The organism is Cellulophaga omnivescoria (assembly GCF_001999725.1).
GTDB lineage: Bacteria > Bacteroidota > Bacteroidia > Flavobacteriales > Flavobacteriaceae > Cellulophaga > Cellulophaga omnivescoria.
Map to the genome: position 1 here is coordinate 47,960 of NZ_MDDP01000023.1, position 14,413 is coordinate 62,372.

Consider the following 14,413-nt stretch of genomic DNA (forward strand, 5'->3'; position numbering starts at 1 on the left):
AGACTAAGTGTTTTTTATATATTTATTAAAAGGAATTGAATTTCAGGAAAGTAGTTAAAAATAAAAAGGTAGAGTTTCCTCCACCTTTTTCCCCAAATCTTACCATGAACTTAACCTACTTATGCTATGGTACGGCAAAGATAACTTAAGTTTATATCTAGTTCCTAAAGTATCGGATTAACGCCCATTTCATCAGTTTAACTACATATAATCCGATGAATGACACTGCATAAAAAATAAAAAGGCGGAGTTTCCTCCACCTTTTCCCCAAATTTTACCATGAACTTAACCTACTTATGCTATGGTTTTCACAAAATTAGTTATGTGTACACCCTTTAGCGCTATAAAAAAGGTAAAACGCATATATTACCGACAAAATACACTATTATATGCATTTCATCGATACTATTTAATACGCACGTTCACTTTTACCTTCATAAAAGTTAATAAATGCTCTGTTAACCACCCTGTTACCTCCTGGAGTTGGGTAATCTCCTGTAAAGTACCAATCTCCTAAGTTTTTAGGGCAAGCTTCATGTAGGCTCTCTACAGTTTGGTATATAATTTCTACTTCAGCTTTAATTTCTGAGGAGCTTAGTAATTCTCCAATTTTTTTAGAAATTTGCTTTGCAGTAAAGGGTTTATAAAACTCTTTTACAAAGTTTACAACCTCTTTATCGGGCCTATTTACTTGTGTTAAGCATTTTTCATAAATACTTTTAACAATATCCATAGAGTTATTTTCTTTATGTAATGCTAAGGCAGCTCTAAAGGCAATAAAGTCTTCTAGTTTAGCCATATCTATTCCATAGCAATCCGGATACCTTATTTGAGGTGCAGAAGAAACAACTACAATCTTTTTTGGTAATAACCTATCTAATATTTTTAAAATACTTTTTTTAAGCGTTGTACCACGTACAATACTATCATCTATAATAACAAGGTTATCTCCCTTTTTTACAGATCCGTATGATATATCGTAAACGTGCGCAACCAAATCATCTCTACTACTATCTTGTGTTATAAAGGTTCTTAATTTAGCGTCTTTAATAGCCACTTTCTCTATGCGTGGTCTAACTTCCAAAATTTCATGTAATTCTTCAGATGTAATTTTTCTTCCTATAGACAAAATTTGCTCTTCCTTTTTGCGGTTTAAGTGGTTTTGAGCCTCTTTAACCATACCATAAAAAGAAGTTTCTGCTGTATTAGGAATGTATGAAAAAACAGTATTTTTAATATCACCATCTATAGATTCTAATATTTGCGGAAACAGCAACTTACCTAATTCTTTACGCTCTTTATAGATTTCTTTATCACTGCCTCTAGAAAAATAGATACGCTCAAAAGAACAAGCTTTGCGCTCTACTGGTTCTAATATTTGCTTAATACTTGCCTTACCGCTTTTTTTAACTATAAGGGCGTGTCCTGGTTCTAGTTCTTTTATTTCTTGAAAAGGAACATTAAATACTGTTTGTATTGCTGGCCTCTCTGATGCAACAACAACAACCTCATCATCCTTATAATAATACACAGGTCTAATACCAGCAGGATCTCTAAGAACAAAACTATCTCCGTGACCCAATAAACCAGACATTGCGTAACCACCATCCCAGTTTTTGGCTGCTTTTTTAAGAATTTTAGCTACGTTTAAACGCTCTGCTATAATTGGTGAAGCTTCTAATTTAGTAAAGCCTTCCTTTTTAATTTGTTTGTACAGTTTTGCTACGGCATCATCTAAAAAATGACCTATTTTTTCCATAACAGTTACCGTATCTGCCATTTCTTTTGGGTGTTGGCCAATTTGCACCAAATTGTCAAAAAGCTCATTAACATTTGTCATGTTAAAGTTCCCTGCAACAATTAAGTTTCTGTGCATCCAATTGTTTTGTCTTAAAAACGGGTGTACGCTTTCTATACTATTTTTACCAAAAGTACCATAACGTACGTGCCCCAATAACACCTCTCCTATATAAGGTATGTGTTTTTTTTGCAAAGCAACATTGTCTACATACTCTGGGTTTTCTTGTAAAGCAGAGTTTATACGGTCATTAATTTGAGCAAAAATATCTTGTATTGGCTGACTTTGAGCAGAACGAACTCTACTCATGTAACGCTCCCCTTGTTTCATATCTAATTTAATGCTGGCAAAACCTGCACCGTCTTGTCCACGGTTATGCTGTTTTTCCATCATTAAGTACATTTTATTTACTCCGTAAAAAGCTGTACCGTACTTTTCTTTGTAATACTCTAAGGGCTTTAACAGCCTAATCATAGAAATTCCACATTCGTGTTTAATGGCGTCACTCATTTCTTATAAATTGATATTAAAAAAAGCCCATAAATGGGCTTGTAATTATTGTAATTCTATGTTAAACTGGGTTAATTCTGCAAACTGACGCAGTCTTTTATCTACTTCTGTTTTCTCTAACTTCTCCATACGCTCTGTGCCAAAGCGCTCTACACAAAAAGATGCTAAATTGGAGCCATGAATAATTGCACTTTTTAAATTATCAAAAGACACATTACCAGATGCAGCTATATATCCAGAAAAACCACCTGCAAAAGTATCTCCGGCCCCTGTAGGATCAAAAACTTCTTCTAAAGGTAATGCTGGTGCAAAAAACACATTATCATCTTTAAATAATAATGCTCCGTGCTCTCCTTTTTTTATCACAACAAATTTTGGACCCATTGTTTGTATTTTGGCAGCTGCTTTAACTAAAGAGTATTCTCCTGTTAATTGTCTAGCCTCTTCATCATTAATTGTAATAACATCTATATGTTTAATTACGTTTAACAATTCATCTAATGCATTATCCATCCAAAAATTCATTGTATCTAAAACAATAAGCTTTGGTTTTTTTGTCATTTGTTCAATAACACTCATTTGTACGCTAGGGTGTAGGTTTCCTAACATAACAACATCTGCTTCTTTATAACTTTCTGGAACTACTGGTTTAAAATCTGCCAATACGTTTAACTCTGTAGCTAAGGTATCTCTAGAATTTAAATCATTATGATATTTACCTTTCCAGTAAAATGTTTTACCACCTTTTACAATTTCTAAGGCAGATAAATCTACATTTTTACTCTTTAGTAAGTCTAGGTGTTCTTGAGGAAAATCTTCACCAACAACAGATACTATTGCAGAGTTTACTTTAAATTGTGACGCAGCTAAAGCTATGTACGTTGCTGCACCACCAAGAATAACATCTGTTTTACCAAAAGGGGTTTCTATAGCATCAAAAGCTACCGTACCCACAATTAACAATTTGCTCATATAAGTTAATTTTGGTGCAAAGATACATTTTTGAAATAGCAATTCCGAAGCAATAGAACATCAATTTATAAAAACAAGAAAAAGTACTATTTACGGCCAAAATCTGCAGGAATTTCTCCCCAAGCTTTAGTTTCCCATTTTACAATTATAGTGGTATACGTATTCGTTTTTAGCCAATCTTCTGCTCTACGTATTAACTCAAAAACATCTTCATTTTTTTTAGACTCTTTTAATTTACTATTGCACTTTTTTTTGCGCACCCAACTCATAGCTGTTCTAGAGTCTGTATAAATTATACGGTTACTATTATTTTTTTTAAGATATGCCAAACCATGTACCAAAGCTAAAAACTCTCCTATATTATTAGTACCTTGTTTAAAAGGCCCTTGTTTAAAAAGCTCTTTGGCGGTTTGGGTGTCTACACCACGGTATTCCATAACACCTGGGTTGCCACTAGATGCTGCATCCACAGCAATAGAGTTATAATTTGGTTGCCCTATTTTATCTAGCTCTGCTTCAGACAAACTTGTAGTAATTTTTTTACCTTTATAATCATCATAACTACCATTAAAAGCTTTTTTTGCAGCTTCAAAAGTTGGAAAAGACTTATACTGGGCGCCTTTTTCTTTATTAATAGCAGCTTTGCAAGCAGCCCAAGAATCATAAATTCCAGGTTTTTTACCTTTCCAAACTGTATAAAATTTTCCTTTTCCCATTTAGTTTGATAAAAGTTGATTTATCACTTTTGGAAAATGCTCATATTCCAATGTATGTACTTTAGCTGCAATATTATCCGCAGTATCGTTACTATTTATTTCTGTTTCTGCCTGATAAATTATTGCTCCTTCATCATAATTTTCATTTACATAATGAATAGTGATACCTGTTTTGGTCTCATTATTATTTTTAACTGCATTGTGCACATGCATACCATACATTCCTTTTCCTCCATATTTTGGAAGCAAAGCTGGGTGTATATTTATAATCTTATTTGGAAAGGCTGTGACAAATTTTTGAGGTATTTTAAGTAAAAAACCAGCCAAAATAATTAAATCTGGCTCCATACCCTTAATAATGTTTAAAAGGCAGTCTGTTTTAGAGAACGACTCTCTATTGAAGTGTAAGCAACTAATATTCAATCTATTACACCTATCTATAACTTTGGCATCTCTTTTGTTAGTAAGTACACAGGTAATAGTAACCAAAGGGTTGTCTTTAAAATAATTTGCTATGTTCTCTACATTAGAACCAGAACCAGAAGCAAGTAGAACAATACGTTTCATAGAGCGCCAAATAAGGTAATTATTGAATAAAAAATGAGGTGTAAAATTAACACTTCAATATTAAATTAAATTAAAAATTGACACATTTTAACGACAAATGGTGTATTTAAACCAAAGTTTTTTATTTTTGCCTTCAATTAAAATTATTAAAACAAAATTATTATGTCAGACATTGCATCAAGAGTAAAAGCTATAATCGTTGACAAATTAGGAGTTGATGAGAACGAAGTTGTTACAGAAGCGAGCTTTACTAACGACTTAGGAGCAGATTCTTTAGATACTGTTGAGTTAATTATGGAGTTCGAAAAAGAATTCGATATTCAAATTCCAGATGATCAAGCAGAAAACATTGCAACAGTTGGTCAAGCAATAAGTTATATAGAAGAAGCAAAGTAATTTATTATATCTTGAACAAGATTTAAAAAAATATCCATGTGGTAGTCTTGCTGCATGGATTTTTTTTTTTAATTTACACATATCTAATTAATAGATTTAACAAAATTTGAGTTCATGCAATTAAAGCGAGTTGTAGTTACAGGTCTAGGAGCTTTAACGCCTATAGGCAATAACATAGAAGAATACTGGGATGGGTTAGTAAATGGAAGAAGCGGATCTGCCCCTATTACCCATTATGATGCAGAAAAATTTAAAACAAAATTTGCCTGCGAATTAAAAAACTATAATCCTGCAGATTTTTTTGATAGAAAAGAAGCACGTAAATTAGACAAGTTTGCTCAATACGCTATGGTCTCTGCAGATGAAGCAATAGCTGATTCTAAATTAGATTTAGACGCTCTAGATAAGTTTAGAGTAGGCGTAATTTGGGGAGCTGGTATTGGTGGCTTAGAAACTTTCCAGAATGAAGTACTTAACTTTGCTGAAGGAGATGGCACACCAAGGTTTAACCCTTTCTTTATACCAAAAATGATTGCTGATATAGCACCAGGAAACATATCTATTAAACACGGTTTTATGGGGCCAAACTATACTACTGTGTCTGCATGTGCGTCTTCTGCAAATGCAATTATAGACGCATTAAACACTATACGCCTTGGCCATTGTGATGTTGTTGTTACAGGTGGTAGTGAGGCTGCTGTTACTATTGCAGGTATGGGTGGTTTTGGCGCTATGCACGCATTATCTACTAGAAATGATAGTCCAGAAACGGCATCAAGACCTTTTGACGCTAACAGAGACGGTTTTGTTTTAGGCGAAGGAGCTGGAGCTTTAGTTCTAGAGGAATATGAGCACGCTGTTGCCAGAGGCGCAAAAATATACGCAGAAGTAGCAGGTGGCGGCTTATCTAGTGATGCCTACCATATGACAGCACCACACCCAGAAGGTATAGGTGTTGTACGTGTTATGGAAAACTGCTTAAGAGATGCTGGCTTAAAACCAGAAGATGTAGACGCAATTAACACTCACGGTACATCTACACCTTTAGGAGATGTTGCAGAATTAAAAGCTATTAGCAAAGTTTTTGGCGAACACGCACATAATATTAACATAAACTCTACAAAGTCTATGACGGGTCACTTGTTAGGAGCTGCCGGTGCAATAGAAGCAATTGCCTCTATACTTGCAATGCAGCACGGTATTGTACCGCCTACAATTAACCATGAAACGGTAGATGAAAACATAGACCCTAAGTTAAACCTTACACTTAATAAAGCTCAAAAAAGAGATGTAAACGTTGCATTAAGCAATACGTTTGGTTTTGGTGGGCACAATGCTTGTGTAATTTTTAAAAAATTAAACTAAGAGAATGAGTTTTATCTCCAAAATATTTAATTCCCATCCAAAAAAAGATGGGGATTTTTTTTTAGGAATAACACACATTTTAGGTTTTAAACCTAAAAAAATAAGCATATACCGCAAAGCTTTTTTGCATAGATCTGCAAATAAAAAAGATAAAGACGGTAATCCTTTAAATTACGAACGCTTGGAATTTTTAGGAGATTCTATGCTAGGTACAATTATTTCTAAATACCTGTATAATGAAGTACCACTAGGAGACGAAGGGTACTTAACCAAAATGCGCTCTAAAATTGTTAGTAGAGAGCATTTAAACGAATTAGGTAAGGATTTAGAACTCATAAAGTATGTAGAAAGCAGAATTTCTAAATCACATTTTGGAGACAACATACACGGCAATGTTTTTGAAGCGTTAGTTGGCGCCATATATTTAGATAGAGGTTATGCCTATTGCGAAAAATTTATTAATGAAAGAGTAATTGGTCCTTATGTTGATATAGAGCAATTAGAAGGCAGAGTAATTAGTTACAAAAGCCTAGTTATAGAGTGGTGCCAAAAACAAAAAAAGCAATTTAATTATAATGTTTATGAAGATACTGGCAATGACACCTTAAAACACTTTGCCGTTAAACTTTCTATAGATAATAATGTTATTGCAAAAGCCAGAGCAACATCAAAAAAGAAGGCTGAGGAAGCAGCATCAAAACGTGCTTTTTTTGCTTTACAAGACAAAATTAAGAAGTCTAAGTAAAATAATTGTTAACTAAAACGTTTTCGTTTTAAATACCTTGCTTAAACCTTAAAACATACTAGGCTAGTATAAGTTTTAATCCTATATTTACTCTTTCAGACATAAAGAATATGGGAGCTATACATAAAATTTCTGAAGATTTTTTTGAGGATTCTTTTTCATTAATTGCTCTACACAGCAGTCTAGAAGATTACGCAATTGGTTATAATCTTAATTTATTTTTAAAATCTAATTTTAGAAGAGCTAAAATAGATTTAGATGTAAATAAGCGCATTTCTTTTCCTTTTTTTGAGTGGGAAGATGTAGACAACCACAACTACTGGACTTTAATTAGCAACCATAGCAAAATAGAAGAACAAGAAGAACAAGGAGGTTTGTTTGGTAGTGAACTATCATACACAACGCACTATCTTATTCCTGAGTATAAGGATGTGGATTACTTTTTAAAAATAGAGCAAGAAGACAAAGAAATTGTAGCTTCAATTTTAAAACAAATTGTAAGCATACCAAAAATTGTTACTGCTTACAGTATAGATGTTGATAACCTAAAATCTAAAAACAACTTAATTTTTTAACAATGCCAACTAACAAAAAAACAAAAATAGTAGCAACCCTAGGGCCTGCTACAAGCAAAAAAGAAGTTTTAAGAGATATGATTAATGCTGGAGTTAATGTCTTCAGAATTAACTTTTCTCACGCAGATTATTCAGATGTTACAGAGCGTGTTAAAATGATACGTGAATTAAGTGAGGAGCTAGGCTCTAACACTTCTATATTAGCAGATTTACAAGGACCTAAACTAAGAGTTGGGGTTATGGCTGGTGAAGTTGTTGTTTCACCTGGTGACAAAATATCTTTTGTTACAGGTAAACCTTTTGAGGGTACTGCAGAAAAGGTATATATGAACTATGCCTCTTTCCCTAAAGATGTTAAACCAGGAGAACTGGTTCTTTTAGATGATGGTAAACTAATGTTTAAAGTAATATCTACCAACAAAAAAGACGAAGTTAAGGCAGAGGTAATACAAGGTGGACCTTTAAAATCTAAAAAAGGGGTAAACTTACCTAACACAAATATATCTTTACCTGCACTTACAGAAAAAGATATTAAAGATGCAATTTTTGCAATTTCGCAAGATGTAGATTGGATTGCTCTTTCTTTTGTTCGTTTTAGTCAAGATTTAATTGATTTACAAGCATTAATTAAAAAACACTCTGAGCATAAAATTCCTATTATAGCAAAAATAGAAAAGCCAGAAGCTGTAGAAAATATAGATAAAATTGTTGCTTATTGTGATGGCTTAATGGTTGCCCGTGGAGATTTAGGTGTAGAAGTACCTGCTCATGAAGTGCCATTAATTCAAAAGCAATTAGTACTAACGGCTAAAAAAGCTCGTATTCCTGTAATTATTGCTACACAAATGATGGAAACAATGATTACGAGCCTAACGCCAACACGTGCAGAGGTTAACGATGTTGCCAACTCTGTTATGGATGGTGCAGATGCTGTAATGCTTTCTGGAGAAACTTCTGTTGGTAATTATCCAGTACAGGTAATAGAAAAAATGTCTAGTATTTTAATGAGTGTAGAAGGTTCAGACTTAATTTCTGTACCTCACAACCCACCACATGTAAAAACTAACAGATACATAACAAAATCGGTTTGTTACCATGCTGCTATAATGGCAAATGAAATTAAAGCAAAAGCTATTTCTACGTTAACTAATAGTGGTTATACTGCTTTTCAGATTTCTGCTTGGAGACCAAGTGCTCACATTTTAGTATTTACTTCTAATAAAAGAATATTAACACAATTAAACCTTTTATGGGGTGTTAAAGCATTTTATTATGACAAGTATGTAACTACAGATGAAACTATAGAAGATGTAAATGCTATTGCTTGCCAAAAAGGATTTTTAGAAGCTGGCGATATGCTTATAAGTCTTGCTGCTATGCCAATAGCAAATAAAGGTATGGTAAATACATTACGTGTTACAGAAATAGAATCATGTAACGTAAAAAAATAGAAAACATTTAAGTTTATTATTTAAAAATCCTGAGTTTTTTAGCTCAGGATTTTTTATTTATACCCAAGCAATACTGTAAGTAAACTTTAATTTAAAAGACTATTAAATTACCGTATTAATACACGTCTTTATGAAATTTAAATATACCGATACTAAAGTAGACTCTGTTTTTGGAATGACAGATGATATCAAAAAAAATCTAACCTACTTTAATACCAACAAAGACACTATAAGTATTTTATGGAACCAAAATAATACAGCTGTTACTTTAGAAATAGACAATACCATTGTTACGCTACAACCCAACCAATTAATTACAACCACATACTTACACCACGTATCTTACAATAAAACAGAAAAACCTTTAACCGCTTTTATGTTTAACAGGCCTTTTTACTGTATTAGAGATCATGACAGTGAGGTATCATGTAATGGTATTTTATTTTTTGGAACACAAGAGTTACCCATAGTAACCATACCTAAAGACCAAGAACGTAAATTTAGCACCTTATACGAGATTTTTATAGATGAGTTTAGCACATCTGACAAAATACAAGGAGATATGCTACAGATGCTCTTAAAAAGGCTTATAATAATATGTACACGTTTAGCAAAAGAACAGTTAACTTTAAAAAAGCTAAATAATGAGCAAATAGATATTGTACGCAAATTTAATGTGTTGGTAGATGAGCATTTTAAAACCAAACGTAAAGTAAGTGACTATGCAGACCTGCTTTTTAAAAGCCCTAAAACACTATCAAACATTTTTGCTTTATACAACCAAAGTTCACCCCAGCAAATAATATTAAGTAGAATTGTACTTGAAGCAAAAAGACTAATAAATTTTACAGACAAACAAAACCAAGAAATTGCCTACGATTTAGGTTTTAATGATCCTGCACACTTTAGTTCATTTTTTAAAAAAATGACCAATTACACTCCTACAAAATACCGCGAGTTACACAAAAACTAAGTCTCGGGAAATTTCTACAAGCCGTCGGGAAATTGCTATTAACAAATAACTTCTAATAGGTCGCATCTTTGCATTGTAATTATAAAACAACGCAATTATGAACTTAATACATACATCTATTTTTAACCTAATAGAAATATTTAGGCTAGGTAAAAAAAGCAAACAACAGACTGTATTAGCTACAGACCATTGTGAAAAAAAATACCATCATGATTTTTATTGTGATGCAGAAAAACCTTTTATCCAAAATTTTCAATAACTAATAATAATAACTGTCGTTTAAAAAAATGACATCAAACAAAATAATTATGAGCAAATTTAACGTACCAACAAGAGCAGAGGTAAGCGAAAAAAATCAAGCAATTTTTGATTCATTAGAGAAAAAAGTAGGTTTTGTACCAAACCTATATGCAACATATGCATACTCTAACAATGCATTAGAAAACTACCTTAATTTAAGTAGCGCAAAAACATCTTTATCTGTAAAAGAAAAAGAAGCTGTAAACTTAGCCGTTAGCCAAGTAAATAACTGTATTTATTGTTTATCTGCACACACAGCCATAGGTAAAATGAATGGTTTTACTGATGAAGAAATACTAGAACTTAGAGCTGGCAAAGCTTCTTTTGACTCTAAATTAGATGCATTAGCTGCTTTGGCTAAAAACATTACCGAAAAAAGAGGCGCTACAGACGCTACAGTTGTAGACAACTTTTTAAACGCAGGTTACACTAAAGAAAATTTAATAGATACTATTGTATTAGTTGGTGATAAAACCATATCTAACTACATACACAGCACAACAGATGTTCCTGTAGATTTCCCCGTAGCACAAGCTTTATAACAAATAAATTTAAACACAATTACAAACAATAAAAACAAAAACAAGATGAAAAATTTAAAAAACGCAATTGCATTAGTAGCCCTATTAGTAGGTGTAGTATTTACAAGTAACGCTCAAGATAAAATGAGCAAAGTAATTTCTTTAGAGCAAACAAAAGGGGAGTTTACACAAAAAAACCTAACTGTTGCTCCTGGCACCTATATTTTTGAAATTGCTAACAATAACGTTGGTCATGATGTAGGTTTTGTACTTGTAAAAAAAGGACAAGATGTTAGCAAACCAGAAAACCATATTAAAACTGCATACGTTACAAAAGCAGTTGCAAACGGTAAAAAAGAAAAGTCTAACGCTACTGTTTTAGAAAAAGGGGAATACGTTTATTTTTGCCCGTTAAATCCAACAGCAACAGATAACACAATTACAGTAAAATAAAGTTTAATCTTTTTTGTGTGATAAAATCCTTGACTAGCTATTGTAAGCTAATCAAGGATTTTTGTTTTAAATAACCTGTGTTATTTTTATTGTAGTTCCGTTAAAAACAAAACTATTACCTGCACTTTTACCTAGCAGTAATTTACCTATTGGCGTATTGGCAGATATGCAATACACCTTATTATTAGTATTAACATATTCACCAGCAGAAATTGATAAAAAATAATTGTTTTTTTCTGTATACACCAAACTTCCTAAACCAATTGCTGTTGCATTTTTAGTTGCTGTTACCTTAGATAAAAGCTGTTGCATTTTTTCTGCCTCTAATAATTGCGCTCCAAGTTTTTCTCGCTCTAACTGCAACATTGCCCTACCGGTTTCGTGTTTATCGCCAGCACTACTTTTAGTTTCAGATGTTAACGACTCCTGTACGCCTGCAATGTTTTTTTGTATTCTAGAGACCCTATCGTTTATAAAACGTGCACAAAATTTTAAAAGTTCTTCTTTGTTTACCATTCTACTAAATCTGCTAATTCTTTACCCACTAAGCTACCTATAGCAATTCCCATTCCGCCTAAACGCACACCACAATACACATTAGGTTCAACTTCATTTATTATTGGCTTTTTTTGTTTTCCTACACCCATTATACCACTCCATTTTTTGTCAATAGTAAACGCTGTATTTGGTAAAATTGTTTCTTTTAATACGTCTTCAAGTTTTTGTTGCACTATTTTGGTTTGTCCAAACTCTGTAGTTTCTTCTGCTTTAAAGTCTAAATTTCGTCCTCCTCCAAATAAAACTCTATCATCAATATTTCTAAAATAGTAATATCCTTCATCTAAATGAAAAGTGCCCTTAATATGTAAATTGGGTATAGGCGCTGTTACTAAAACTTGTGCTCTTGCTGGCTTGACCTCTTCTTGTAGTAATTCTGCTGCAAAACCATTGGTTGCAACCACTAACTTTTTAGTCTGTAAAGTAAAATTACTTGTTTCTACCGCTACACCATTAATCGTTGTGGTAAATGCTTTTACGCTTGTATTATTTAAAATTAAAATACCTTTTTGATGAGCTTTCGCTAACAAAGACTGCATCATTTTACCAGTGTCTATTTGCGCTTCAAAAATATGTGTAATGTAGTTTTCTTGTATTTTATTAAAGTTGAATTTGTTTTGGGTAGACACAAAGGCATCTCCTTTAAAAACTGGGTTTAATAAAGTGTTTACAGAGTTTAATTTACTTAAACAGTGTTGATATAAATTAGAGTTAGAATCTAAAAACAACTCGTGACCTCCATAATTTCTATATCCAATAGCTTTGTCACCTAAATTAGATCGTAATAAATTTATACCCTCTAATCTTTTCTGCACAAGCGACACAACTTCTTCTTCTGAATGCTCATTTAAATCTGACAAAATTTCTGAAATACTACCAAAACAAGCAAACCCAGCATTTTTAGTGCTGGCTCCTTGCGGTAACATACCCTTTTCTAAAATTAAAATTTTGGCTTTAGGAAAACGCTCTTTTAAATACAAAGCACAATTTAAGCCTACAATACCACTACCTACAATAGTAAAATCTATTGCAGATAACCACGTTTTATGCTCCCAATAACTAAAATTCATTTTACTAAAATAAGAACTAAAACTAAGTAAGTGTGTGCTAAAATATTATTTAGCTTTTTCTAAGCCAAAAAAGAGTTGAGTTATAATATTTACATCGTCTCTTTTTGCAGATACTTTGCCTTTTAGACCAACAACTCCTGGTTTAACCACATTTGCTTTTATGTCTAAGCTGTTTAAAAGTCCAAATAGCAAATTGGATTTAGGAAAGCTTATATCGTTATTTAACTTAGAGAAATCTGCTGTAATATCTAAAAAGTTAGTGCTTTTAAAAATCTCTGTTTTAGGATTATTTTTAGTAGTGGCAAACAAGCTTGTTTTTGGTGTTGATGACACATAAAAATTATAAATAGGTAATGCTGTAAATACACTTTGTTCTACAGCTCCTTGCGCCTGTAAATACGCTTGTAAACCATTTTTATTTACACCAAAATTTATATACATTTTTGGAGCTTCTTTTTCTTGCACGGTTTTCTTCTCTACCTTATTAAAATTCTCATCATAATCATAGGTAATAATAGTGTTTTGCTGTTTGGTTTTACCACTTACTGCCAAGCTAAAAAAGCCATTACTATATTTTGCAATACTATCTATCTGTAAATTACTTTTTTGTAAAAAAGAGCTATTTTTAAAGGTTGATATAAAATCTTTCTTGTGATTTTCATCTGTAAAACTATAATCTAAATACATTTGCAGAGATGCATCTGGAATACTATTTACAATAATTTCTTTAGAAAAAACTGAAGATTTATCAACTTCTAATTGTCCGGATGCCATTAGTTTTCCGTCTTCAAAATTTAAACCAATAGCACTTTCTCCCTTAACGTATACTATGTGCTCTTTGGCACTTTTTAATTTCTGAATTAAGCTATTATTTTTATTTATAATCAAATTTTCATCTACCAAAACATCTGTAAAAACAGCAGAAATTTTTGTAATGTTTATTTTTTCTGGCGTAGCTGCAATTACTAGGTTTTTAGAGTTCCAAGCTATACAAACTTTAGATTTCTCTAAAACCGAGTATTGGTAACCATTTGTTTTTTGTATTACACTATTTTTATCTTGTACATAAACTTTAATGTATGCATTAAAATCTGTAAAATTATTTATTGGAAATGTAGTAAAAATAGTGTTTTTAACATCTTTAAAAGTATATAATACTGCCGCATAAGGACTAAAGTTTATACCTTTATTTAAAGTTGAATCTTTTTCATTTTTACTGCCAGAAAATGATATGTTATCATAATAAAACTTAGGTGAAGATAGCGCATCTAAAACCAATGTTTCTTTTATACTATGTAAATCTATTTTAACAACAGCATCTGCATTTTTAGGTATAACTCCTAATAAAGAAGAGGTCTTGTTTATAAACTTATAGCCCCAATAAACTATACCTAAAAGTATAATTATTGGGACTACTATTTTTACTGTTTTTTTTAAATGCAT

General features: G+C 32.2%; 16 protein-coding genes. 9 read left to right on the forward strand and 7 right to left on the reverse strand.

From position 1 onward, the window contains the following. Positions 1-409: 409 nt before the first annotated feature. The 4 genes from BFJ87_RS10970 to purN all read right to left on the reverse strand — a co-directional run bounded on the left by BFJ87_RS10970 (position 410) and on the right by purN (position 4,563). Positions 410-2,308, reverse strand: coding sequence for an amidophosphoribosyltransferase (locus tag BFJ87_RS10970; protein ID WP_077404200.1), 1,899 nt, complete (start codon positions 2,306-2,308; stop codon positions 410-412). A 45-nt stretch (positions 2,309-2,353) separates the two neighbouring features. After that, positions 2,354-3,280: a PfkB family carbohydrate kinase gene (locus BFJ87_RS10975; RefSeq protein WP_077404203.1), complete on the reverse strand. Its 927-nt coding sequence runs from the start codon at positions 3,278-3,280 to the stop codon at positions 2,354-2,356. A gap of 86 nt (positions 3,281-3,366) precedes the next feature. Beyond that, positions 3,367-3,996 carry a ribonuclease H1 domain-containing protein gene (locus BFJ87_RS10980; RefSeq protein WP_077404206.1) on the reverse strand — a complete coding sequence of 210 codons (630 nt, stop codon included), beginning with the start codon at positions 3,994-3,996 and terminating at the stop codon, positions 3,367-3,369. Further along, positions 3,997-4,563, reverse strand: a complete 567-nt coding sequence (gene purN / locus BFJ87_RS10985) for a phosphoribosylglycinamide formyltransferase (protein WP_077404209.1) — start codon at positions 4,561-4,563, stop codon at positions 3,997-3,999. Positions 4,564-4,725: 162 nt separating this feature from the next. On the opposite strand from purN, the gene BFJ87_RS10990 reads away from it, so the two are divergent. From BFJ87_RS10990 to BFJ87_RS11025, 9 genes are all read left to right on the forward strand, one after another. Then, positions 4,726-4,959, forward strand: a complete 234-nt coding sequence (locus tag BFJ87_RS10990) for an acyl carrier protein (RefSeq protein ID WP_008269813.1) — start codon at positions 4,726-4,728, stop codon at positions 4,957-4,959. A 114-nt stretch (positions 4,960-5,073) separates the two neighbouring features. Beyond that, a complete protein-coding gene (fabF, locus tag BFJ87_RS10995) occupies positions 5,074-6,324 on the forward strand; it encodes a beta-ketoacyl-ACP synthase II (RefSeq protein WP_077404212.1) in 1,251 nt (416 codons plus the stop codon). 4 nt (positions 6,325-6,328) lie between these two features. Then, on the forward strand, positions 6,329-7,069 hold the full coding sequence (gene rnc, locus BFJ87_RS11000) for a ribonuclease III (RefSeq protein WP_077404215.1): 741 nt from the start codon (positions 6,329-6,331) through the stop codon (positions 7,067-7,069). A gap of 110 nt (positions 7,070-7,179) precedes the next feature. Beyond that, positions 7,180-7,644 carry an IPExxxVDY family protein gene (locus BFJ87_RS11005; RefSeq protein WP_013620830.1) on the forward strand — a complete coding sequence of 155 codons (465 nt, stop codon included), beginning with the start codon at positions 7,180-7,182 and terminating at the stop codon, positions 7,642-7,644. 2 nt (positions 7,645-7,646) lie between these two features. Further along, a complete protein-coding gene (gene pyk / locus BFJ87_RS11010) occupies positions 7,647-9,095 on the forward strand; it encodes a pyruvate kinase (RefSeq protein WP_077404218.1) in 1,449 nt (482 codons plus the stop codon). Between the two features lie 130 nt (positions 9,096-9,225). Next, a complete protein-coding gene (locus BFJ87_RS11015; RefSeq protein WP_077404221.1) occupies positions 9,226-10,068 on the forward strand; it encodes a helix-turn-helix domain-containing protein in 843 nt (280 codons plus the stop codon). A gap of 97 nt (positions 10,069-10,165) precedes the next feature. Continuing rightward, the gene (locus BFJ87_RS16900; protein ID WP_171974504.1) at positions 10,166-10,327 is read left to right on the forward strand and encodes a hypothetical protein; all 162 of its coding nucleotides are present in this window, start codon (positions 10,166-10,168) and stop codon (positions 10,325-10,327) included. Positions 10,328-10,376: 49 nt separating this feature from the next. Next, entirely contained in the window at positions 10,377-10,910 is a 534-nt protein-coding gene (locus BFJ87_RS11020; RefSeq protein ID WP_077404224.1) for a carboxymuconolactone decarboxylase family protein, read from the forward strand. Positions 10,911-10,955: 45 nt separating this feature from the next. Then, positions 10,956-11,342, forward strand: a complete 387-nt coding sequence (locus BFJ87_RS11025) for a plastocyanin/azurin family copper-binding protein (RefSeq protein WP_077404227.1) — start codon at positions 10,956-10,958, stop codon at positions 11,340-11,342. A 66-nt stretch (positions 11,343-11,408) separates the two neighbouring features. Here the strand turns inward: BFJ87_RS11025 and BFJ87_RS11030 are convergent, their stop codons facing one another. The 3 genes from BFJ87_RS11030 to BFJ87_RS11040 are packed head-to-tail and all read right to left on the reverse strand — an operon-like array spanning position 11,409 to position 14,413. Continuing rightward, complete coding sequence (locus BFJ87_RS11030; RefSeq protein ID WP_077404230.1) at positions 11,409-11,858, reverse strand: 3-oxoacyl-ACP synthase; 450 nt, start codon at positions 11,856-11,858, stop codon at positions 11,409-11,411. After that, a complete protein-coding gene (locus BFJ87_RS11035) occupies positions 11,852-12,970 on the reverse strand; it encodes an NAD(P)/FAD-dependent oxidoreductase (protein WP_077404233.1) in 1,119 nt (372 codons plus the stop codon). Before BFJ87_RS11035 ends, BFJ87_RS11030 begins: the two co-directional genes overlap by 7 nt. A gap of 45 nt (positions 12,971-13,015) precedes the next feature. After that, positions 13,016-14,413, reverse strand: a complete 1,398-nt coding sequence (locus BFJ87_RS11040) for a hypothetical protein (RefSeq protein ID WP_077404236.1) — start codon at positions 14,411-14,413, stop codon at positions 13,016-13,018.